The following is an 18816-nucleotide window of genomic DNA, read 5'->3' as shown; positions in this document are numbered from 1 at the left end:
CTCAGTTCAGCCAGAGCCGCTTGACGAACAGCAGCACGAAGAAGAACAGCGCCAGGCCGCCGACCAGCAGGGCGGTGCGCAGGTTCTTTCTGCGCAGCTCCGCATCGCGCTTGTGGCCATGTTCAGCCATGATCATCTCACTTCACCAGCGGCGGGTTCTCGAAGGTGTGGAACGGCGCCGGGCTGGGCACGGTCCACTCCAGGCCTTCCGCGCCTTCCCATGGCTTGGCTTCCGCCTTCTGGCCGCCGCGGATGGTCGGGATCACCACGAAGAACAGGAAGAACACCTGGCTCAGGCCGAAACCGAAGGCGCCGATCGACACGATCTGGTTGAAGTCGGTGAACTGCACGGCGTAGTCGGCGTAACGGCGCGGCATGCCGGCCAGGCCCAGGAAGTGCATCGGGAAGAAGGTGATGTTGAAGGTGATCAGCGACAGCCAGAAGTGCGCCTTGCCGCGGCCTTCCGGATACATGTGGCCGGTCCATTTCGGGGCCCAGTAGTAGAAGCCGGCGAACAGGGCGAACAGCGAGCCGGCCACCAGCACGTAGTGGAAGTGGGCCACCACGTAATAGGTGTCCTGCACCTGGATGTCGATCGGGGTCACGGCCAGGATCAGGCCCGTGAAGCCGCCCATCGTGAACACGAAGATGAAGCCGACCGCGAACAGCATCGGGGTCTCGAAGGTCATCGAGCCCTTCCACATGGTGGCGACCCAGTTGAACACCTTCACGCCGGTCGGCACCGCGATCAGCATGGTGGCGTACATGAAGAACAGCTGCGAGGTCACCGGCATGCCAGTGGTGAACATGTGGTGGGCCCAGACGATGAAGGACAGGATCGCGATCGACGCGGTCGCGTACACCATCGAGGCGTAGCCGAACAGCGGCTTGCGGGCGAAGGCCGGGATGATCTGCGAGACGATGCCGAAGGCCGGCAGAATCATGATGTAGACCTCGGGGTGGCCGAAGAACCAGAAGATGTGCTGGTACATGACCGGGTCGCCGCCGCCTGCCGCGTTGAAGAAGGAGGTGCCGAAGTGGCGGTCGGTCAGGGTCATGGTGATCGCGCCCGCCAGCACCGGCATCACGGCGATCAGCAGGTAGGCGGTGATCAGCCAGGTCCAGCAGAACATCGGCATCTTCATCAGGGTCATGCCCGGCGCGCGCATGTTCAGGATGGTGACGATGATGTTGATCGAGCCCATGATCGACGAGGCGCCCATGATGTGCAGGGCGAAGATCGCCATGTCCATGCCCGGGCCCATCTGGGTCGACAGCGGCGCGTACAGGGTCCAGCCGGCGGCGGTGGCGCCGCCCGGGACGAAGAAGGACGTCGCCAGCAGGATCGCGGCCGGCGGCAGCAGCCAGAACGAGAAGTTGTTCATGCGCGCGAACGCCATGTCGGAGGCGCCCACCTGCAGCGGGATCATCCAGTTGGCGAAGCCGACGAAGGCCGGCATGATCGCGCCGAACACCATCACGATGCCGTGCATGGTGGTCAGCTGGTTGAAGAACTCCGGACGGAAGAACTGCAGGCCGGGCTGGAACAGCTCGGTGCGGATCATCAGCGCCAGCACGCCGCCCGAGAGCAGCATGGTGAACGAGAACCACAGGTACAGGGTGCCGATGTCCTTGTGGTTGGTGGCGAACAGCCAGCGGCGCAGGCCGGTCGGGTGGTCGTGGGCGTGATCGTGCGCGTGGTCGTGCGCGTGATCGTCGTGTGCGTGATCGATGGTGGAACTCATTTCAATGTCTCCGATTCCAAACGCTTATTTGCCGCGGGCGGCCAGGACTTCCGACGGCTGCACGATGTTCTGTTCGGCCTTGTTGGTCCAGTTGTTACGGGTATAGGTGATCACGGACGCGATGTCGGAATCCGACAGCTGCTTCCATGCCGGCATCGCGCTCGGGAACTTGCCGCTATGCTTACCGTTCAGCAGGACGTTGATCTGCTCGGCTTTATCGCCCAGCACGACCGGCGAGCCGACCAGCGAAGCGAAGGCGTTCGGCACGCCCTGGCCGCTGGCCTGGTGGCAGGCCACGCAGTTGGCGGCGTAGATCTTCTCGCCCTTGGTCTTCAGTTCGTCAATGGTCCAGACCTTGCTCGGATCGTCGGCCAGGGCCGCCATTTCCTTCTTCTTGGTGTTGACCCAGGCGGAGTAGTCTTCGCTTGATACGACCTTCACGACGATCGGCATGAAGGCGTGTTCCTTGCCGCACAGCTCGACGCAGTTGCCGCGGTAGGTGCCGACCTTTTCGGCCTTGAACCAGGCGTCGCGCACGAAGCCGGGAATCGCGTCCTGCTTGACGGCGAAAGCCGGAATCGTCCAGGAGTGGATGACGTCGTTGGCGGTCAGCACCAGGCGGACCTTCTTATTCACCGGCACCACGACTTCGTTGTCGACTTCGAGCAGGTAAGTCTCGGTGCGCGCGGTGGTCGGCGCCACGCCCGGCTCGCCGACGGCGCTGCGCGGGGTCGACAGGTTGGACATGAAGGAGATGCCTTCGCCCTCGCCCTTCAGGTAGTCATAGCCCCATTTCCACTGCATGCCGGTGACCTTGATGGTCAGGTCCGGATTCGAGGTGTCCTTCATGGCGACGACCGCGTGGGTGGCAGGCAGCGCCATGCCGATCACGATCAGGAACGGGACGACCGTCCAGGCGATCTCGACGGCGGTGGATTCGTGGAAGGTGGCCGGCTTGTGGCCAAGCGATTTGCGGTGCTTGAACACCGAGTAGAACATCACGCCGAAGACGGCGAAGAAGATGATCAGGCAGACGATCATCATCCAGTTGTGCAGGCTGTAGATATAGTCGCCGATGCTCGTTACGGCAGGCTGCATGTTGAGCTGGTGTTCCGCCGGCCGCCCGATCACCTCGGGCTCGGCCCACGCCAGAACCGGCATGCCGGTCCCTGCCGCGAGACCGAACATCGCCGCTTTTAATCGCTTTGCATAAGTCATGTTGTCCCCAACCACCCAAAAAAAATGAATTTTCTTAAAGAGGCCGGCACTCCATGAACGAACTGCCGCCGCTCCGAAATCCTTCCTGCAAACATCGACCATCAGGGACTACACGTACCAAGATGAACTCGCTTGCTCGGGCCCCGGTACCGCGAAGACGGTTTCCAGAGCCTTTGGTGTTGCTGCAACCAGTTCGACTTCACGCTGTTTTTGCTGAAGTTTTTAGCGTGATGACTGCTACAGTCGAAAAAAGTGTCATTGATTATACTGAAATCGCTAATTTTTATTCAAGGAAAATTACTCTGCCAGCATGAGTGTTGCATGATGCACTGCGGCAAAGTTTCCTCTGTCATTGGGGACGCGGCGGTTGCGAGCGCGGCTGGAAGCGCACGATCGCCTCGCCCGCGGCCGTGACTTTGGGCGCCGGCCGGAAGGCGTGGCCGTAGATCACCTCGAACGTCAGGCCCAGCTTGCCGTCCGGGCGGCGCTGGCTTTCCAGGGCATCCAGCATGCGCTGCCAGGCGGCGCGCCCGACCAGGCCGCGGCGGCGCGTGGCCAGCGGATTACCGCCGAAGCCGCGAACATCGAGCAGCAGCGCCTGCGCCGTATCGTAGGTGACCGTGATCTGTTCCATGTCCATCACCGGGGTGGTGAAGCCCGCCTCCACCAGCTGGTCGCCGAAGTCATGCATGTCGACGAAGGGCAGCGTGTGCGGGGTTTCGTCCATCGCCGCAAAGGCATTGCGCAGCTCGCGGAAGGTGTCCGGGCCGAAGTTCGAGAACATCAGCAGGCCATCCACGCGCAGCAGGCGGCGCCATTCCGCAAACACGCGGTCCGGCTGCGGATGCCAGTGCAATGCCAGGTTCGACCATACGAGATCGACCGAGTTCGGGCCGAGGGGCAGGTCACCGAAGTCGGCGCAGGCCAGATCGATGCCGCTCTTACCCGGCAGCAGGCGGCTGAGGAAGCCGCGCGGCGCCTGGGTGGCGGCGCCCGCCGCCGCCAGCATGGCCGGCGCGACGTCCACGCCCAGCACCTGGGCGGCAGGATAGGCCTTCTGCAGCTGGGCCAGGTCGGCGCCGACGCCGCAGCCGGCGTCCAGCACCTGCTGCGGCGAATTCTTCACCAGCGACAGGCGCTCGAACATGCGTGAGGCGATTTCGCGGCGCAGGAAATCCGACGGGGCCACCCGGCTCGGGTCGGCAAACAGCTGCTTGACGCGCGCCGGGTCGATCGGCGCACTCATCTTGGAAGGGGATTGGGGCGAAGCCATGGGTCAACTGCGGTCAAATGGGACAATGGCGGGAGTGTACATGATGGTGGCTGAACAGATCGGACACCCATGCTTTCTGCACGCGCCCTCCTCCACCTGCTGCTGCCCTCCAGCTGCGCCCTGTGCGGCGGCGGCTGCGAAGGCGTTGTGTGCGCACCCTGCCGGGATCATTTTTGCTTGCCAGTCACAAATCGCTGCGCACGCTGCGCCAACCCGCTGCCGGGCGGCGGCACCTGCGGCGTATGCGAATCGATCCCGCCCTCCTACGACGCCACCATCTTCGCCGTCGACTATGCCCCGCCCCTGGATCACCTGGTCCTGCAGCTGAAATTCGGCGCCCGGCTGCCGCTGGCCCCGTGGTTCGCGGAGATGCTGCGCGACGCCGTGCTGGCCAGGCCCGATTGTCCCCTGCCCGACCTGCTGTGCCCGGTCCCGCTGGGCCCCGCCCGCCTGGTCGAGCGCGGCTACAACCAGGCGCTGGAAATCGCCAGGCCGCTGGCCAGGCTGCTGGGCGTCGCCCTGCACGCGGCGCTGGCCGTGCGCCAGCTGGATACCCGCGCCCAGTCCGGCGTCTCGCCGCACGAGCGCGCCGAGAACATCCGCGGCGCCTTCGGCATCGCCGATCCGGACCTGATCGAAGGGCGCCATGTCGGCCTGGTCGACGACGTCATGACCAGCGGCCACACGCTGGAGGAACTGGCGGCCACCTTCAAGCGCTTCGGCGCCGCGCGCGTGAGCAACCTGGTGTTTGCGCGCACGCCGCCGCAACGGTCCTTATAATGGGCGCCTTCATGCAAGGAGAAAGTCTTGTTCCACGTCGTCCTGGTCGAACCCGAAATCCCGCCGAACACCGGCAACGTCATCCGCCTGTGCGCCAACACGGGCGCGCAGCTGCACCTGATCGAGCCGCTGGGCTTTCCACTGGACGACGCCAAGATGCGCCGCGCCGGCCTCGACTACCACGACTACGCGACCATGAAGGTGCACAAGAACTGGCAAGCCTTCCTGGATGACGCCAAACCGGATACGTCGCGCATGTTCGCCATGACCACGCACGGCTCCTCGCCCTTCTCGAACGCCGCCTTCCGGCCCGGCGACGTGTTCGTGTTCGGCGCCGAATCGCGCGGCCTCGATCCGGCGCTGCGCGAATCCTTCCCGCCGGCCCAGCGCATCCGCCTGCCGATGATGCCGGGGAACCGCAGCCTGAACCTGTCGAACACGGTGGCGGTGGTGGTGTATGAGGCCTGGCGCCAGAATGGCTACGCGGGCGGCGGCTGACGCGAGCCCATGGCCGGCAAGCGCAGATCCCAGACGAGGCCGCATTTGCGCAGCGCGCTCAGCGCCCACCAGCCGGGATCCCATTCGCCGGCGTATAGGCCGAGCCTGGCCGAACCGGGATAGGCGTGGTGGTTGTTATGCCAGCATTCGCCCATGGTCAGCAGCGAAGTGAAACGCACATTCCGGCTTTGTACGGCCGCGCCGCCGGCCGGGAAGCGCACCGCCCCATGGTTATGGGCGAGATAGGCGATCAGCCAATAGCCGCCGACCGCCGCCGTCACCCGCGCAGCGACGCCCCAGAACACGAAGCCCCAGCCGCCCCAGAGGTATAAGAGCAGCGCCAGCGGCGCCTGTTGCAGGACCCAGGTCCGCTCGAGGAAGCGGTAGAAAGCATCCTCGGCGATGCGCCGCTCGGGCGCCCAGCCGGCGGGCGCGGCCAGCTCGAAGGTGCAATGTATCTGCCACCATGCATCCAGCCAGATCGGCCGGCCGTGGCACAGGTAGGCGTGGCATTCGGGAAGATTCTGCGCGTGATCGCGCAATGCATGCTGGCGCACCGAGCCGAGCGGGCCGCACAGGCCGACCTGCACGCCCAGGTAGACCATCAGGTATTCCAGCCAGCGCGGGCACTGGAAACTGTCGTGGATCAGCTTGCGGTGGATGCCGAGGGTCGCGCCGAACAGGAGCACCATGCTCGTCACCGTCACGAACAGCAGCAGACATGCCCATGAAAAGGTCATGGCGCCACCGATGACGGCCGCCAGTGCCATCGAGCTCATCCACAGCGATTTGATGGGGGCGTAGCGCACTGCGCCTTCGACTTGAGCTTGTACGATCTTCACCTGGCCCTCCGTTTCTTTAATTTCTGAATTTACAGAAATTAAAGAATATCGAGGCGAGAAAGTCAAGAACGGAAGCAATCGGCTGTCGAGAAGCGCTGGTAAAACTGACAGCTATGTTCACAAGGCCTACCCACGTAGGATGAGCGTTCGTTCAATACATCATCCACGCAATGCATAGACTTCTCGCCCTCATCCTGCTGGCCGCCACCGGCGCCGCCGGCGCCGCCGAAACTTTTGTCTTCTCCAACGAGCCCGGCCCCTATCCGGTCGGCGTGCAGGTCAAGGCCCATTACGACTACTCCCGCGTCTACCGCCCCGCCTTCGACCTGGTGACGGGCCAGCCCGAGACGCACGAGCGCGCAAGGCCGATCCAGGCCATTACCTGGTACCCGGCCAAAGCCAGGGGCAAGCCGCTCACCTGGCGCGACTACGAGGCCACCATCCCGACCGAGGATACTCCCTGGCTGCCGCCCGCGGAGGTTCAGCGCATCACCGATACGCGCATGGCGCCGGCCACGCTGGGCATGACGCCGGCGGCGGCGCAGCAGGTGCAGAGCCAGCCGATGTGGGCCAGCCGCGAGGCGCCGGCCGCCGCCGGCAAGTTCCCGGTGGTGATCTACGCGGCCAGCCATAGCTCGACCGCCGCCGAAAACGCCGACCTGTGCGAATACCTGGCCAGCCACGGCTACATCGTGATCGCCAGTCCTTCGATGGGGACGCGCACCAAAGCCATGTCGACGGACCTCGAAGGACTGGAAGCGCAGGCCGGCGACATCGCCTTCCTGATCGGCCAGGCCCAGGCCATGCCGCAGGCGGACATGTCGCGTATCGCCGTGGTCGGCTTCAGCTGGGGCGGACTGTCGAACGTGCTGGCGGCAGCGAAGGACGATCGCATTCGCGCGCTGGTGAGCCTGGACGGTTCGGTGCGCTACTGGCCCAAGTACGTCGACGGCGGCAAGGACGCCGCCAAGTATGCCGTCCCGGCGCGGCTGGCGGTGCCGATGCTGTTCGTCGGCCGCGCGGGCGACTCCACCGAAACCCTGGTGAAGGAAAAGAAGAATCTCGACTACAGCCTGTTGAACGAGATGACGTACGCGGACATGACCATCGTCTCCATGCGGCCGATGAAGCACAGGGATTTCGCGGCGTTCACCCACCATCATGCCAAGGACGCAGAGTTCGGCGAGTACTCGCGCGATGAAGTCTCGATGGCCTACAGCTGGACCGCGCGCTATGTCGAACGCTTCCTCGACGCCTACCTGAAGAACGACGCGAAGGCGATGGCCTTCCTGGACAACAAACCCTCGGCCAACAAGGCGCCGGCGCACATGCTGGCGGTGGAACGCCGCAAGGGGGCCGGCACGCCACCGACGCTGGAAGCCTTCATCCGCACCCTGCAGACCGGCGGCTACGAGCACGCGCAGGCCGTCTACGACAGGATGCATGCCGCCAATCCGGCCTTCGTCGTGGATGAAAACTGGTGCAACCAGTACGGCAACGCGCTGCTGGGCAGCGGCCGCGCCAGGGAAGCGGTGCCCATCCTCCGCCTCGGTACAAAAATGGCGCCGGAGTGGAGCTGGATCGCCGACAGCCTGGCCGAAGCCTACGAGGCAGTCGGCGAACGCCAGCTGGCAATCGACGAATACCGCCGCGCGCTGGCTATCGAGCCGACGCTCGGGCATGCGATCGATCGGCTGAAGGCGTTGGGGGCGGAACCGGTTGCGAAGGCCGCCGGCGGTTGATGTTTAGCGCGCTTATCCGCCGAACTGGCGGATCTTGGCCACCAGCTTGGTGGTCGAGCGGTCGTGCGCAAAATCGATCGCAACCGCCTTGCCGCCCTGGGCGATGACTTCCTTCCCTTCCGGGATGGCGGTCATGACATAGTCGCCGCCTTTGGCGTAGATGTCGGGACGGGCTTCCTGCACCACTTCCAGTGCGGTGTCCTCGTCGAATTCGACGACCAGGCTGACCGATTCCAGCGCGGCCAGCACGGCCATGCGGTCGTGCATGGTGTTGAGCGGGCGGTCGTCGCCCTTGCCGAGGCGCTTCACCGACGCATCGGTGTTGACGGCGACCACCAGCGAGGCGCCCAGTTCGCGGGCCTGGGCCAGGTAGGTGACGTGGCCGCGGTGCAGGATGTCGAATACGCCGTTGGTCAGCACGACGGGTTTCGGGAGTTGGGCGACGCGCTGCTGCAGCTCGGCGCGGGTGGTGAGTTTTTGTTCGAAAGTTGGCATGTGTGGCCCGGATGCTCGGTATGGATTCCCGCCTTCGCGGGAATGACGTATTTTAACTCGCGCCCTCTTCCGGTTCCTCTTCCACCATCATCGACAGCTCGGCCTTCGACGTCCCGCCCTCGCCGCCCGGGCCGCGGCGTTCGCCCGACAGCTTGATCTGCAGGCGCAGACCGTTGGCCGAGTCGGCGTTGCGGATCGCCTCGTCGTAGCCGATGTAGCCGGCGTTATAGAGCTCGTAGAGCGCCTGGTCGAAGGTGCACATGCCCAGTTCGCGCGACTTGTGCATGATCTCCTTGATGCCGTGGAAGTTCCCCTTCAGGATCATCTCGCTGATGGTCGGCGTGTTCAGCAGGATCTCGATGGCGGCCTTGCGCCCCTTGCCATCCTCGGTGCGGATCAGGCGCTGCGAGACGATGGCGCGCAGGTTGGCCGACAAGTCCATCAGCAGCTGCGGCCTTCGCTCTTCCGGGAAGAAGTTGATGATCCGGTCCATGGTCTGGTTGGCATTGTTCGCGTGCAGGGTGCCCAGGCACAGGTGGCCGGTCTCGGCGAAGGCGATCGCGTGCTCCATCGTTTCCGTGTCGCGGATCTCGCCGATCAGGATCACGTCCGGCGCCTGGCGCAGCGTGTTCTTCAGCGCGTTGTGCCAGGAGTGGGTGTCGACGCCGACTTCGCGGTGGGTCACCAGGCAGCTCTTGTTCTTGTGGACGTATTCGACCGGATCCTCGACGGTGATGATGTGGCCGGCCGAGTTGGCGTTGCGGTAGTCGATCATGGCCGCCAGCGTGGTCGACTTGCCGGAACCGGTGCCGCCGACGACCAGCACCAGGCCGCGCTTGGTCATCACGACGTCCTTCAGCACCTCGGGCAAATCGAGCTTTTCGAAAGTCGGGATCTCGGAGGCGATGGTACGCACCACCATGCCCACGCTCTGCTGCTGCACGAAGACGTTGACGCGGAAGCGGCAGACGTTCGGCAGCGAGATCGCGAAGTTGCACTCCATCTCGGCCTCGAACTCGGCGCGCTGGCGCTCGTTCATCAGAGACAGGGCCAGCGCGCGCGTCACCTCGCCGGTCAGGCGCTGGCTGCTGAGCGGCTTCATCGCGCCCTGGTGCTTCATGCTGGGCGGGAAGTCGGCGGATATGAAGAGATCGGAGCCGCCCTGCTGCTGCATCACGGTCAGCAGCTTGTGCGTGTACGCCTGGGCTTCCGCCGGGCCGAAGGTGGAGGACATGATGGCCTTTTTGTTAACGCTGGGCAACATTGCCCGGAACGGCCAATTATATCGACAGCTTTATCGGTAAAATAGTACTCATCCTCTCTCCTTGCGGGACTGTTGTAATCCGGAAGCTCATGACCCTGACCGAACTGAAATACATTGTTGCCGTTGCACGCGCCCGCCACTTCGGCCATGCCGCGGAGGCCTGCTTTGTTGCGCAGCCTACCTTGTCTGTCGCCATCAAGAAGCTCGAGGACGAACTGGGCGTGACGCTGTTCGAACGCGGCGGCTCCGAAGTCTCGGTCACGCCGCTGGGCGCGCAGATCGTGGCCCAGGCCGAGCGCGTGCTGGAGCAGACCGCCGCCATCAAGGAGCTGGCCAAGCAGAACAAGGACCCGCTGTCGGGCCCGCTGCGCCTGGGTGTGATCTACACCATCGGCCCCTACCTGCTACCGCCGCTGGTGAAGAACCTGATCGACAATGTCCCGCAGATGCCGCTGGTGCTGCAGGAGAATTTCACGGTCAAGCTGCTCGACCTGCTGCGCCAGGGCGAGCTCGATGCCGCCATCATGGCGCTGCCGCTGCCGGAACACGGCATGGCCGTGCAGCCGCTCTACGACGAGCCTTTCGTGGTCGCGATGCCGAGAAACCACCCGTGGGCCACGCGCAAGGACATCTCCGCCGAGGACCTGAAAAGCGAGACCATGCTGCTGCTGGGCGCCGGCCACTGCTTCCGCGACCAGGTGCTGGAAGTGTGCCCGGAGATGGCGCGCTTCTCGTCCTCGCCGAGCGCCGGCAACGGCATGCAGCGCACCTTCGAGGGCTCGTCGCTGGAGACGATCCGCCACATGGTCGCCAGCGGCATCGGCCTGACCGTGCTGCCGCGCGCCTCGGTACCGGACATGAAGGACCCGAACGGCATGCTGACCTTCGTGCCCTTCCAGGAACCGGCGCCCTCGCGCCGCGTGGTGATCGTCTGGCGCAAGAGCTTCACGCGCCGCGCCGCCATCGACGCCGTGGTCAATGCCGTGGCCGATTGCCGGCTGCCGGGCGTCGAGATGGTCACGCTCCAGGTCGCGGCCTGAGACGCGGCTGAGCGGCCGGGGCCGAGACGGCGGTGGTCGCCGGCATCGGCTCCGGATGAAAGCCGGGCAAGCGGCAGGCGCCCGGCGCAGCCGCCTTGCGCGCGGCGATATTTTCCAGCAGCTCCGCGCTGCGCCGCGGCGGCGCCATGCCCAGGGTGCAGCGCACCGGTTCCCAGGTCGCGCCGACCTGCCTGAATTCCATCGTCTGCACCTGGTAGCCGCGTCCGCCCTGCTCGACCGCCACCACGGCGGTGTCGCCGTTGACGGCGCCGAGCGCGAAGCGGCGCTGCGGCAAGCCGCCGCCGCTCACGTCGCCGGCGTTGAAGCGGTCGCCGCGGTCGGCAATCCCGCCATCCTCGCCCAGGCCCACGCCCAGCAGGGCCTGTACGCCGGCCGGCAACTCGCGCAAGGACTGCGCTTCGGTCCAGTCTGCCTCTATCCGGTCCGCCCTGGCCTCGCCCGACCTGGAACCGGCATCGGCCAGTGCACAACAGCTGAGCCCGATACCGGCCGCCACCACGATACTTGCGAACTGCATGCCTCTCTCCTCATGGTTTTTTGCCATCGAAAGCCGGCATCGTAGCCCGGCCGGGTTCGCCATACTTTGTGCATAGTCCATCGTGCGCCACGAACAGGCTAAAATCCTGAGCTTGCAAATTTTCAATTCAAAGAACCTAAGCATGAACAAGCTGGCGCTCTACTTTCGTCTGATCCGGGCCGACAAGCCGATCGGCATCCTGCTGCTGCTGTGGCCCACGCTGTGGGCCCTGTGGATGGCCTCGAACGGCCATCCGGATCCGACGATCCTGGTCATTTTCGTGCTCGGCACCGCGCTGATGCGTTCGGCCGGCTGCGCGATCAACGACTACGCCGACCGCGATTTCGACCGTTATGTGAAGCGCACCGCCGAGCGCCCGCTGACCAGCGGCCGCATCAAGGGCTGGGAAGCGGTCATGGTGGCGGTGGTATTGGCCCTCATCTCCTTCCTGCTGATCCTGCCGCTCAACACGCTGACCAAGCAGCTGTCGGTGGTGGCCGTGATCGTGGCCGGCAGCTACCCCTACTTCAAGCGCTTCTTCGCGATCCCGCAGGCTTATCTTGGGATCGCCTTCGGCTTCGGCATCCCGATGGCCTTTGCCGCCGTGCAGAACCAGGTGCCGGCCGTGGCCTGGTGGCTGCTGGCGGCGAACGTGTTCTGGTCGGTGGCCTACGACACCGCCTATGCGATGGTCGACCGCGACGACGACATCAAGCTCGGCATGCGCACCTCGGCCATCACTTTCGGCCGCTTCGATGTCGCTGCAATCATGCTCTGCTATGCGGCGGCGCTGGGCATCGACCTGGTGTGCGGCTGGACGCTGGGCCTGCGCTGGTGGTTTGTCGGCGGCGTCGTCGTCGCGGCCGGCATGGCGCTGTACCACTACACCTTGATCAAGGACCGCGACCGCATGAAGTGCTTCGCTGCGTTCCGTCATAACAACTGGTTGGGCGCCGCACTGTTCGCAGGTGTCGCGCTAGACTATGCATTCGGTTAATATTGACAGTAATACACAACCAATCCGAAGAGGTTTAACCATGATGGAAAAAATCCCGACCCAGACCGGCGCCCGTGACCAGCTGCTGTCCGACCTGAAGACCGTCATCCAGGACGCCGAAGCCTGGCTGCGCCACAGCGGTTCGCTAACCGGCGAGGAATTCAAGGCCGCCAAGGCCAAGTTCGAGCGCACCATCGTCAAGGCCAAGGACGACATCATCCGCCTGGAGCAGGCCGTGGTCGAGAAGACCAAGGTCGCCGCCAAGGCCACCGACGAATATGTGCAGGAAAATCCGTGGAAGTCGGTCGGTATCGGCGCTGCCGTCGGCGTCGTGATCGGCATGCTGATCGCCCGTAAGTAATGGCCCTGTTTTCGGCGGTAGGCCGCATCGCATCGACCCTGGTGGCCATGCTCGGCACCCGGCTGGAACTGGCCGCCGTCGAATTCCAGGAAGACGCGCGCCGCCTGCTCGGCTACCTCGCGTGGACCCTGCTGGCGGTCTTCCTCGCCGCCGTCGCGGCGATGCTGGTGGCGCTGTTCGTCATCCTGCTGTTCTGGGACAGCTACCGGCTGCAGGCCGTGGCCGGAATGGCGGTCCTGCTGGCGGCCGGCGCCGGCATCATCGTGATGTCGGTGCGCTCCAAGCTCAATGCCCAGACCCCGCTGTTCGCGGATACCCTGGCCGAGCTGCGCAAGGACGTCGACTACCTGCGCCACGCGGCGCACCCGCATGCGGTGGTGACCGATGAATAAGCCATCTCTCGCCGAACGCCGCGCGGAGCTCATCGCACGCTGCGCCGAGCAGCGCACCGGCTTGTCCTTCGAGCTGAATGCCCTGCGGCCTTCTTCCCTGCTCGATCACCCGCTGGCCGGCTACATTGCCGGCAACAGGAAGCTGGTCATGGGCGCCCTCGGCGCCGGCCTGGGTCTCACGCTGCTGCGCCGCAAGCGCATGCTGGCGCTGGCCGGATCGGCGATGTCGGCCTGGCGCCTGGCCCAGCGCGGACTGGCGCTGCTGGCACAATTCCGGCGCTGACCCGCTCATACCGGCGCAATCTGTTCCAAAGAACGATAAACCCGCTTGCCCAGCGCACGGGCGGTGTCGACCATCAGGTCCGCGCCGCTCGATGCGCCGCCGATGCGCAGCACGGCATCGCAGCGCGCCAGCAGGCGCTGCGCATGCGGGTGGAATAGTGCCTCGGAGCCCGCCAGGCGCACCGTCGGCAGCGCCAGCCATTCGCCCAGCACCGGCAGGTGACCGGCCTCGTACAGCGGCATCACACAGGCTTCCATCGCCTCCACATTGCGCGCGATGCGGACCGGATCGCCGTCCGTGCCCGAGCGGTAAGGACCGGCGATCAGGATCATCATGCCGGGCGGCGCGAACAGGTGCAGCTGCGCATACTGCAGCAGCATGATGGTCTTGCCGTCGACGATCCCGCTGCCTATCATTGCCAGCGCCTCGTCGATGCCGAGTTCCAGCACCTCCAGGTCCTCGCCCTCTTCCGCCAGCCCGCCGCCCGCGCCGACGCGATTGTGCGGCTCGTACTCGGCCACGAAAAAATGCAGGCGCTCGGTGACGCTGCCGGGGCTCATGAACGCATCCCACAAACGCCGCACGGCGCCGACCCGGTAGCCGGTTTCCTCCATCACTTCCGCCCGGATGCGTTCTTCCGGCCGCGCGCCGTCGAGCAGCCCGGCGGCCGTCTCGACCAGGAAGCCGGCGTGGCCATTCACATAGGCCGGCAGGCGGAACTGCCGCGTCAACACCACCGTGCGGCGCACGCGGTTGTACAGCAGCAGGGTCGCGCCATTGCCGCGGTCATAGGTCTCGCGCGTCTGCTCGGCCCAGGCGCCGTTGCGCGTGCGCAGCGCGTAGGTGGTTTTCTTGAGGATGCCCCAATCGTCCGACAGCAGCTGGACTTGCCCGATTTTCACACGATCCTGCACGATGACCTCCTTTGCGCTTGAGTTCTCGTAAACTATCGTGCAAACTCGTGCAAGGTCAAGAATTATATGGAAGCCATGCATGCTGACTAGCCAGCGCAAGAACTACCTGATGGACGTGTTGAAGCGCGACGGCCAGATCGTCGCGACGAAGCTGAGCGCCGAACTGGGCGTGTCGGAAGACACGATCCGGCGCGACCTGCGCGAGATGGCCAAGGAAGGCCTGCTGCAGCGCGTGCATGGCGGCGCGCTGCCGGCCAGTCCGGCGATGGGCGATTTCGCCGCGCGCCAGCACATCGCTTCCGGCGACAAGGCGGCAATCGGCCGCGCCGCCGCAGCGATGGTGCAGCCGGGCCAGGTCGTGTTCGTCGACGGCGGCACCACCTGCGCGCAGCTGGTGCGCGCCCTGCCGCGCCAGCTGCGCGCGACCGTGGTCACGCACAGCCCGTCGATCGCAATCGAGCTGATGGAGCATCCGGACATCGAAGTGATCATGCTGGGCGGGCGCCTGTTCCGCCATTCGATCGTCGGCGTCGGCGCGGCCACGCTGGAGGCGATCGCGCAGATCCGCGCCGACCTCTATTTCATGGGCGTGACCAGCCTGCACCCCGAGCTGGGGCTGTCGACCGGCGACTACGAGGAAGCCTGCGTCAAGCGCGCGCTGTGCAAGGCGGCCGCCGAGACCATCGTGCTGGCCTCCTCGGAAAAGCTGGCGACCGCCTCGCCCTACCGCATCGTCGGAATGAACGAGATCAGCGGGATCGTGCTGCCGGCGGCGACGCCGGCGGAGGTACTGGAGCCGTATCGGGCGCTGGGGATTGCGCTGACCCTAGCCTAGTCCTGCTGCATCATGCCGCGCGTCAGTCCGCTCGGACCCGCCGGCTTCCTGGGCTGGAACACCCAGGTCAGGCCACGCACATAGCCGTCGCCCTTGACGCTGGCGTGGTCGATGCCTTCCATCGTGTAATTCTGCAGCGCCAGGCCCTGGTAATGACGGTCCGCCAGGCGCATCTGGAATGCGGCGATGGGCTCGCGGAAGCCCAGGTACTCGGCCGTGCCGTAGGAAATGAACATGCGAGCATCGAGCGCCTTGTGCCCGCCGGCGTAAGCCTCGTCCAGCTTCGCAAGCGCGTTCTTGTCCCAGCCGGCAGCGGGGCTGATGGCGATGTGGCCGGCGAAGAAGCCCGGCGCCTTGTAGGCCGCCGCGATGGCGAACAGCCCGCCCAGCGAACTGCCGGAGATGATGCGCCCGGTCTTCTCGCCGCGGAAGCGCGATTCGATCATGGGGGCGACTTCCTGCGTGATGAACTTCAGGAAGGCGTCGGCCTTGCCCGAGCCGGCGTCCAGGGCCGTAATGGTGTAGTCCTTGCGCCGCTCGACGTCGTAGTTCGCGCCGGATGGATAGGACAGGCCGACCATGATGAACTCGGGCACCTGGTTATCGTAGACGAGGTTGCCATAGGTGGCCGTCAGCAGCGGCGTGTCCCAGTAGGCATCCAGGTAATACAGCACCGGATAGGTCTTGCCCGGATTCGCGGCGTAGCTCGCGGGCAGCACCACGACCAGTTCGTGCGCCTTGCCGGTGGATGTCGATTGCACCGGAATGATCTGCGTGTTCGCCAGGACGAAGGGTTTATTGGCCGCTTGCGCCCCTGCGGATACCGCAAAACCCATCAGCAGCGCCACCAGCGCCATCAGTCTCCTTCCCATCTTGCCTCCATTCGATTGTTATAAATTGATGAGGTAAAACAGGAATATGATAGCGCTAACCGAAGACGCTCTGCTGCGTTTGCTTACTGGTCCTTGCCAAGTTCCTCACCCAGCTCGCGCCCGCGCGCCGCAGCCGCCTTCATCGCATCGACGATGGCCTGCTTCACCCCAGCCGCTTCCATGCTGGTGATGGCCGCGTAGGTCGTGCCGCCCTTCGAGGTCACGCGCTGGCGCAGCACCTCGACCGGCTCCTCCGACTGCGCCGCCAGTTGGGCCGCACCGGTGAAGGTGGCGATGGCCAGTTCCCTGCCCTGCTCTTTGGACAAGCCCATCTCCAGCGCCGCCTGCTGCATCGCTTCGAGGAAGAAGAACACGTAGGCCGGGCCGCTGCCCGACACCGCCGTCACCGGATCGATCTGCTCTTCCGAATCCAGCCACACGGTCTTGCCGACCGCGCGCAGGATGCTGTCCGCCGCCGCCTTCTGCACCTCGTTGACGCCGGCCATCGCCACCATGCCGGTGATGCCCTGGCCGATCAATGCGGGCGTGTTTGGCATGGTGCGCACGATGGCGCCATAGCCGCCCAGCCAGCGCGACAGGTCCGTGCCGCGGATGCCGGCGGCGATCGACAGCACCAGCGGGCGCGCATCCAGCTGCGACTGCAGGCGCAGCGCCACGTCGCGCATCTGCTGCGGCTTCACGGCCAGCACGATGACCTCGCTGGCAGCGACCTCCGCGCCGATCTCCGGGGAGGTCGTTACGCCATACTGCGCGCGCAGTTTTTCCAGCGCTTCCGGGTTCGGATCGACCACGTGGATGTCGCCAGCCTGCGCAACCTTGCCGGCCAGGCCGGCGATGAGGGCGGTGGCCATGTTGCCGCCGCCGATGAAGCTGATTTTCATGGTGCTCTCTTATTCATTCATAGTGGCGGGCGCCGAAGATGGCGCTGCCTACTCGCACGATGCTCGCGCCTTCCAATACCGCCGCGCGCATGTCGCTCGACATGCCCATCGACAGGGTGTCCAGGTGGATGCCTGACTTGACGATGCCCTGGGCCAGTTCGCGCAGGCGCGCAAAGGGGATGCGCTGCAGCTCCGGGTCGTCCTGGGGTTCGGGGATGGCCATCAGGCCGCGCAGGCGCAGGTTGGGCAGCGCAGCTACGGCTTGCGCCAGCGCCGGCAACTCGTCGGGCGTGACGCCGCTCTTGCTGGCTTCGCCGCTGATGTTCACCTGCAGGCAGATGTTCAGCGGGCCCAGTTCGGGCGGGCGCTGCTCGGACAGGCGCTGGGCGATCTTGAGGCGCTCGACCGTGTGCACCCAGTCGAAACTGGTCGCGATCGGGCGTGTCTTGTTCGACTGGATCGGGCCGATGAAGTGCCATTCCAGCCGCGTATCCGGTAGCGCTTTTGCGACAGCCGCGATCTTGTCGACGCCTTCCTGCAGGTAGTTCTCACCAAAGGCGCGCTGGCCTGCCGCGACGGCTTCCAAGACCGCCTCAGCAGGGAAAGTCTTCGATACGGCCAGCAATTGGACCGTCGAACGGGGCCTTCCGGCGGCCTCGCAGGCCACCTGGATTGTCGCTTCGACAGCTTGCAAGTTCCCGGCGATTGTGGACATAATGGTTTTCTACAGGAAATATTTTTCGGTTACACACACTCGCGCTGATTATAAATGGACATCTCTGAACTCCTCGCTTTCTCGGTCAAGAACAAGGCCTCGGACCTGCACCTGTCGGCCGGCCTGCCGCCGATGATCCGCGTGCACGGCGACGTCCGCCGCATCAACCTGCCGGCAATGGAGCACAAGGACGTGCACTCCATGATCTATGACATCATGAACGACGGCCAGCGCAAGCAGTACGAAGAGATGCTGGAGTGCGACTTCTCGTTCGCGATTCCGGGCCTGGCGCGCTTCCGTGTGAACGCCTTCAACCAGGAGCGCGGCGCTTCCGCGGTGATGCGTACCATCCCGTCCAAGATCCTGAGCCTGGAAGAACTGAATGCACCGAAGATCTTCGGCGAGCTGGCCATGAAGCCGCGCGGCCTGGTGCTCGTCACCGGCCCGACCGGCTCGGGCAAGTCGACCACGCTGGCCGCGATGATCAACCACCTGAACGAGAACGAATACGGGCACATCTTAACGATTGAAGACCCGATCGAATTCGTCCACGATTCCAAGAAGTGTCTGATCAACCAGCGCGAAGTCGGCCCGCACACCCTGTCCTTCAACAACGCGCTGCGCTCGGCGCTGCGTGAAGACCCGGACGCGATCCTGGTCGGCGAGCTGCGCGACCTCGAGACCATCCGCCTGGCGCTGTCTGCCGCCGAGACCGGCCACCTGGTCTTCGGCACCCTGCACACCTCGTCCGCTGCCAAGACCATCGACCGTATCGTCGACGTCTTCCCGGCCGAAGAAAAAGAGATGGTCCGTGCGATGCTGTCGGAATCGCTGCAGGCAGTGATTTCGCAGACCCTGCTGAAGACCAAGGACGGCTCGGGCCGCGTGGCCGCGCACGAGATCATGATCGGCACGCCGGCGATCCGCAACCTGATCCGCGAAGCCAAGATCGCACAGATGTATTCAAGCATCCAGACCGGCTCCAGCGTCGGCATGCAGACCCTGGACCAGAACCTGACCGACCTGGTGCGCCGTAACGTGATCTCGTCCGCCGCTGCACGCAGCGCCGCCAAGATCCCCGAGAACTTCCCGGGCTAAAAGGAACCGACG

The 18816-nt window shown here is 65.0% G+C and carries 21 protein-coding genes and 1 pseudogene; 10 read left to right on the top strand and 12 right to left on the bottom strand.

The window, feature by feature from the left end; all coding sequences use genetic code 11:
• Nucleotide 1 precedes the first annotated feature (1 nt).
• The 4 genes from AC07PE_RS13150 to AC07PE_RS13135 all read right to left on the bottom strand — a co-directional run bounded on the left by AC07PE_RS13150 (nucleotide 2) and on the right by AC07PE_RS13135 (nucleotide 4209).
• Nucleotides 2–130 (bottom strand): hypothetical protein, encoded by a 129-nt coding sequence (locus tag AC07PE_RS13150; RefSeq protein ID WP_498765043.1) that lies wholly within the window; start codon nucleotides 128–130, stop codon nucleotides 2–4.
• Between the two features lie 7 nt (nucleotides 131–137).
• Nucleotides 138–1745, bottom strand: a complete 1608-nt coding sequence (ctaD, locus tag AC07PE_RS13145) for a cytochrome c oxidase subunit I (RefSeq protein ID WP_498765041.1) — start codon at nucleotides 1743–1745, stop codon at nucleotides 138–140.
• A gap of 24 nt (nucleotides 1746–1769) precedes the next feature.
• Complete coding sequence (coxB, locus tag AC07PE_RS13140; protein ID WP_498765039.1) at nucleotides 1770–2963, bottom strand: cytochrome c oxidase subunit II; 1194 nt, start codon at nucleotides 2961–2963, stop codon at nucleotides 1770–1772.
• A gap of 349 nt (nucleotides 2964–3312) precedes the next feature.
• Nucleotides 3313–4209, bottom strand: coding sequence for a methyltransferase domain-containing protein (locus tag AC07PE_RS13135; RefSeq protein ID WP_498765037.1), 897 nt, complete (start codon nucleotides 4207–4209; stop codon nucleotides 3313–3315).
• 96 nt (nucleotides 4210–4305) lie between these two features.
• Between AC07PE_RS13135 and AC07PE_RS13130 the strand changes: the two genes are divergently transcribed.
• Together AC07PE_RS13130 and trmL are read left to right on the top strand one after the other, a co-directional pair.
• Entirely contained in the window at nucleotides 4306–5016 is a 711-nt protein-coding gene (locus AC07PE_RS13130) for a ComF family protein (protein WP_498765035.1), read from the top strand.
• 27 nt (nucleotides 5017–5043) lie between these two features.
• Nucleotides 5044–5514, top strand: coding sequence for a tRNA (uridine(34)/cytosine(34)/5-carboxymethylaminomethyluridine(34)-2'-O)-methyltransferase TrmL (gene trmL / locus AC07PE_RS13125; RefSeq protein ID WP_498765033.1), 471 nt, complete (start codon nucleotides 5044–5046; stop codon nucleotides 5512–5514).
• On the opposite strand, the gene AC07PE_RS13120 is transcribed toward trmL, so the two are convergent.
• Nucleotides 5496–6356, bottom strand: coding sequence for an acyl-CoA desaturase (locus AC07PE_RS13120; protein WP_498765031.1), 861 nt, complete (start codon nucleotides 6354–6356; stop codon nucleotides 5496–5498). The genes trmL and AC07PE_RS13120 overlap by 19 nt on opposite strands.
• Before the next feature lie 170 nt (nucleotides 6357–6526).
• Between AC07PE_RS13120 and AC07PE_RS13115 the strand changes: the two genes are divergently transcribed.
• Nucleotides 6527–8098: a dienelactone hydrolase family protein gene (locus tag AC07PE_RS13115; RefSeq protein ID WP_498765029.1), complete on the top strand. Its 1572-nt coding sequence runs from the start codon at nucleotides 6527–6529 to the stop codon at nucleotides 8096–8098.
• Nucleotides 8099–8110: 12 nt separating this feature from the next.
• Here the strand turns inward: AC07PE_RS13115 and rfaE2 are convergent, their stop codons facing one another.
• On the bottom strand, nucleotides 8111–8593 hold the full coding sequence (gene rfaE2 / locus AC07PE_RS13110; protein WP_498765027.1) for a D-glycero-beta-D-manno-heptose 1-phosphate adenylyltransferase: 483 nt from the start codon (nucleotides 8591–8593) through the stop codon (nucleotides 8111–8113).
• A gap of 52 nt (nucleotides 8594–8645) precedes the next feature.
• Nucleotides 8646–9827 carry a PilT/PilU family type 4a pilus ATPase gene (locus AC07PE_RS13105; protein WP_498765025.1) on the bottom strand — a complete coding sequence of 394 codons (1182 nt, stop codon included), beginning with the start codon at nucleotides 9825–9827 and terminating at the stop codon, nucleotides 8646–8648.
• A gap of 119 nt (nucleotides 9828–9946) precedes the next feature.
• Between AC07PE_RS13105 and AC07PE_RS13100 the strand changes: the two genes are divergently transcribed.
• Nucleotides 9947–10897, top strand: a complete 951-nt coding sequence (locus AC07PE_RS13100; RefSeq protein ID WP_498765023.1) for a hydrogen peroxide-inducible genes activator — start codon at nucleotides 9947–9949, stop codon at nucleotides 10895–10897.
• Here the strand turns inward: AC07PE_RS13100 and AC07PE_RS13095 are convergent.
• The gene (locus AC07PE_RS13095) at nucleotides 10875–11435 is read right to left on the bottom strand and encodes a hypothetical protein (protein ID WP_498765021.1); all 561 of its coding nucleotides are present in this window, start codon (nucleotides 11433–11435) and stop codon (nucleotides 10875–10877) included. The genes AC07PE_RS13100 and AC07PE_RS13095 overlap by 23 nt on opposite strands.
• Nucleotides 11436–11577: 142 nt before the next feature.
• Between AC07PE_RS13095 and ubiA the strand changes: the two genes are divergently transcribed.
• The 4 genes from ubiA to AC07PE_RS13075 are packed head-to-tail and all read left to right on the top strand — an operon-like array spanning nucleotide 11578 to nucleotide 13468.
• Nucleotides 11578–12432 (top strand): 4-hydroxybenzoate octaprenyltransferase, encoded by an 855-nt coding sequence (gene ubiA, locus AC07PE_RS13090; RefSeq protein WP_498765019.1) that lies wholly within the window; start codon nucleotides 11578–11580, stop codon nucleotides 12430–12432.
• 40 nt (nucleotides 12433–12472) lie between these two features.
• Nucleotides 12473–12793 carry an ElaB/YgaM/YqjD family protein gene (locus tag AC07PE_RS13085; protein WP_230020333.1) on the top strand — a complete coding sequence of 107 codons (321 nt, stop codon included), beginning with the start codon at nucleotides 12473–12475 and terminating at the stop codon, nucleotides 12791–12793.
• Nucleotides 12793–13185, top strand: a complete 393-nt coding sequence (locus AC07PE_RS13080) for a phage holin family protein (RefSeq protein ID WP_498765016.1) — start codon at nucleotides 12793–12795, stop codon at nucleotides 13183–13185. The genes AC07PE_RS13085 and AC07PE_RS13080 overlap by 1 nt, the downstream gene beginning before the upstream one ends.
• Nucleotides 13178–13468: a hypothetical protein gene (locus AC07PE_RS13075; RefSeq protein WP_498765014.1), complete on the top strand. Its 291-nt coding sequence runs from the start codon at nucleotides 13178–13180 to the stop codon at nucleotides 13466–13468. The genes AC07PE_RS13080 and AC07PE_RS13075 overlap by 8 nt, the downstream gene beginning before the upstream one ends.
• A gap of 344 nt (nucleotides 13469–13812) precedes the next feature.
• On the opposite strand, the pseudogene AC07PE_RS13070 reads toward AC07PE_RS13075, so the two are convergent.
• Nucleotides 13813–14463, bottom strand: a pseudogene (locus AC07PE_RS13070) (hypothetical protein); the annotation flags it as partial.
• Between AC07PE_RS13070 and AC07PE_RS13065 the strand changes: the two are divergent.
• Nucleotides 14462–15217: a DeoR/GlpR family DNA-binding transcription regulator gene (locus AC07PE_RS13065; protein ID WP_498765012.1), complete on the top strand. Its 756-nt coding sequence runs from the start codon at nucleotides 14462–14464 to the stop codon at nucleotides 15215–15217. The pseudogene AC07PE_RS13070 and the gene AC07PE_RS13065 sit on opposite strands and share 2 nt — an antisense overlap.
• Here AC07PE_RS13065 and AC07PE_RS13060 read toward each other — a convergent pair.
• The 3 genes from AC07PE_RS13060 to AC07PE_RS13050 all read right to left on the bottom strand — a co-directional run bounded on the left by AC07PE_RS13060 (nucleotide 15214) and on the right by AC07PE_RS13050 (nucleotide 17706).
• A complete protein-coding gene (locus AC07PE_RS13060) occupies nucleotides 15214–16089 on the bottom strand; it encodes an alpha/beta hydrolase (RefSeq protein ID WP_498765010.1) in 876 nt (291 codons plus the stop codon). The genes AC07PE_RS13065 and AC07PE_RS13060 overlap by 4 nt on opposite strands.
• 83 nt (nucleotides 16090–16172) lie before the next feature.
• A complete protein-coding gene (proC, locus tag AC07PE_RS13055) occupies nucleotides 16173–16991 on the bottom strand; it encodes a pyrroline-5-carboxylate reductase (protein ID WP_498765008.1) in 819 nt (272 codons plus the stop codon).
• 13 nt (nucleotides 16992–17004) lie between these two features.
• Entirely contained in the window at nucleotides 17005–17706 is a 702-nt protein-coding gene (locus AC07PE_RS13050) for a YggS family pyridoxal phosphate-dependent enzyme (protein WP_498765006.1), read from the bottom strand.
• A gap of 54 nt (nucleotides 17707–17760) precedes the next feature.
• On the opposite strand from AC07PE_RS13050, the gene AC07PE_RS13045 reads away from it, so the two are divergent.
• Nucleotides 17761–18804 (top strand): type IV pilus twitching motility protein PilT, encoded by a 1044-nt coding sequence (locus AC07PE_RS13045; RefSeq protein ID WP_230020322.1) that lies wholly within the window; start codon nucleotides 17761–17763, stop codon nucleotides 18802–18804.
• Nucleotides 18805–18816 lie beyond the last annotated feature (12 nt).

The sequence above is a fragment of the Telluria sp. GW821-FHT07G12 genome (assembly GCF_059418525.1).
Note: the sequence above shows the minus strand (reverse complement) of the source record. Positions and strands in the feature narration are given on the sequence as shown.

What these genes read in the sequence shown, in the direction of transcription:
- AC07PE_RS13150 (WP_498765043.1), bottom strand. Translation starts at nt 130, where the DNA reads ATGGCTGAACATGGCCACAAGCGCGATGCGGAGCTGCGCAGAAAGAAC.
- AC07PE_RS13085 (WP_230020333.1), top strand. Translation starts at nt 12,473, where the DNA reads ATGATGGAAAAAATCCCGACCCAGACCGGCGCCCGTGACCAGCTGCTG.
- AC07PE_RS13115 (WP_498765029.1), top strand. Translation starts at nt 6,527, where the DNA reads ATGCATAGACTTCTCGCCCTCATCCTGCTGGCCGCCACCGGCGCCGCC.
- rfaE2 (WP_498765027.1), bottom strand. Translation starts at nt 8,593, where the DNA reads ATGCCAACTTTCGAACAAAAACTCACCACCCGCGCCGAGCTGCAGCAG.
- AC07PE_RS13135 (WP_498765037.1), bottom strand. Translation starts at nt 4,209, where the DNA reads ATGAGTGCGCCGATCGACCCGGCGCGCGTCAAGCAGCTGTTTGCCGAC.
- AC07PE_RS13105 (WP_498765025.1), bottom strand. Translation starts at nt 9,827, where the DNA reads ATGTCCTCCACCTTCGGCCCGGCGGAAGCCCAGGCGTACACGCACAAG.
- AC07PE_RS13095 (WP_498765021.1), bottom strand. Translation starts at nt 11,435, where the DNA reads ATGCAGTTCGCAAGTATCGTGGTGGCGGCCGGTATCGGGCTCAGCTGT.
- proC (WP_498765008.1), bottom strand. Translation starts at nt 16,991, where the DNA reads ATGAAAATCAGCTTCATCGGCGGCGGCAACATGGCCACCGCCCTCATC.
- AC07PE_RS13060 (WP_498765010.1), bottom strand. Translation starts at nt 16,089, where the DNA reads ATGGGAAGGAGACTGATGGCGCTGGTGGCGCTGCTGATGGGTTTTGCG.
- AC07PE_RS13065 (WP_498765012.1), top strand. Translation starts at nt 14,462, where the DNA reads ATGCTGACTAGCCAGCGCAAGAACTACCTGATGGACGTGTTGAAGCGC.
- AC07PE_RS13045 (WP_230020322.1), top strand. Translation starts at nt 17,761, where the DNA reads ATGGACATCTCTGAACTCCTCGCTTTCTCGGTCAAGAACAAGGCCTCG.
- AC07PE_RS13050 (WP_498765006.1), bottom strand. Translation starts at nt 17,706, where the DNA reads ATGTCCACAATCGCCGGGAACTTGCAAGCTGTCGAAGCGACAATCCAG.
- coxB (WP_498765039.1), bottom strand. Translation starts at nt 2,963, where the DNA reads ATGACTTATGCAAAGCGATTAAAAGCGGCGATGTTCGGTCTCGCGGCA.
- AC07PE_RS13100 (WP_498765023.1), top strand. Translation starts at nt 9,947, where the DNA reads ATGACCCTGACCGAACTGAAATACATTGTTGCCGTTGCACGCGCCCGC.
- AC07PE_RS13075 (WP_498765014.1), top strand. Translation starts at nt 13,178, where the DNA reads ATGAATAAGCCATCTCTCGCCGAACGCCGCGCGGAGCTCATCGCACGC.
- ctaD (WP_498765041.1), bottom strand. Translation starts at nt 1,745, where the DNA reads ATGAGTTCCACCATCGATCACGCACACGACGATCACGCGCACGACCAC.
- AC07PE_RS13080 (WP_498765016.1), top strand. Translation starts at nt 12,793, where the DNA reads ATGGCCCTGTTTTCGGCGGTAGGCCGCATCGCATCGACCCTGGTGGCC.
- AC07PE_RS13130 (WP_498765035.1), top strand. Translation starts at nt 4,306, where the DNA reads ATGCTTTCTGCACGCGCCCTCCTCCACCTGCTGCTGCCCTCCAGCTGC.
- ubiA (WP_498765019.1), top strand. Translation starts at nt 11,578, where the DNA reads ATGAACAAGCTGGCGCTCTACTTTCGTCTGATCCGGGCCGACAAGCCG.